The following is an 874-nucleotide window of genomic DNA, read 5'->3' as shown; positions in this document are numbered from 1 at the left end:
CCGCCCTCACGACCATCCGCAGAAGGTGGGGCCAAAACGACGCTTACCCATAACTTTCGTACCAACTTGCGGCGCGATCAGTCTTCGCGTCGATGAGGAGTGCGACGCCACCGACGTCTTGTGCCACGCGAATGCAGCGTTCGGCTGCACGCAACAGCAACGCACCACCGAGGCCGCGTCCTTGCAGGCCGAGATCGACGGCGAGGCGACCGAGACGGAACACCGGCACGTCGTAGCGTGCGACCCCCTTCCTGGCGAGCGCAGGGGTCCGGGCGTAGTCGAGCGAGGCAGGGCTGAGCGTATAGAAGCCGAGAATGCGCCTCGGCGCGTCGCAGGGAACGGCAACGAAACACTTCGCGCCCCCGCTTTCATGGTTCTGACGGGCGTAGCGACGTAAGTCGGTGTCGAGGTCGGTGTCGCCGCTGTCCCATGCAGCGCGGTCGTGTGCTTTGCCGAGGAGCGCTTCCTCCCAGCTCGGATCTGTCATGGCAACCGGAAGCCGGCCGTCTTCGTGCGCAAGGTGGCCACTGATCGAGGCGGCGAGCGCGACCGGCCCGAGGAGCCGCAGGTCGGTGTTGAAGTCGTTCGTCCTCGGAGTGAGCACGATCGCCTCGACCCCGGCCGCCTCGGCGCGGTCACGGAGCGTCTGCGCGGCACGGTGCCCGGCCACGTCGTCGTCCAGCGCGATGTAGAGGCGTCGCAGTGTCGGCGGCAGCGCCAGAGCGGCGAGATGGTTGGCCGACAGAGCTGCGATCAGCGGGATGTGGGGGATGGCGCAGCGGACCGACAGCATGGTCTCGATGCCCTCGCCGGCGACGAGAACGTCGTAAGCGTCGTTTTGGCCCCACCTTCTGCGGATGGTCGTGAGGGCGGA

Annotated in this window: 1 protein-coding gene; it reads right to left on the bottom strand. The window is 67.3% G+C overall.

Annotated features, from left to right (window positions below):
- Positions 1-43 precede the first annotated feature (43 nt).
- Positions 44-874, bottom strand: an 831-nt coding sequence (locus tag A33M_RS24730) for a toprim domain-containing protein (RefSeq protein ID WP_237718446.1), incomplete at its 5' end; no start/stop codon positions are given.

This window comes from Rhodovulum sp. PH10, assembly GCF_000293785.1.
Classification (GTDB): Bacteria; Pseudomonadota; Alphaproteobacteria; order Rhizobiales; family Xanthobacteraceae; genus Rhodoplanes.
Note: the sequence above shows the minus strand (reverse complement) of the source record. Positions and strands in the feature narration are given on the sequence as shown.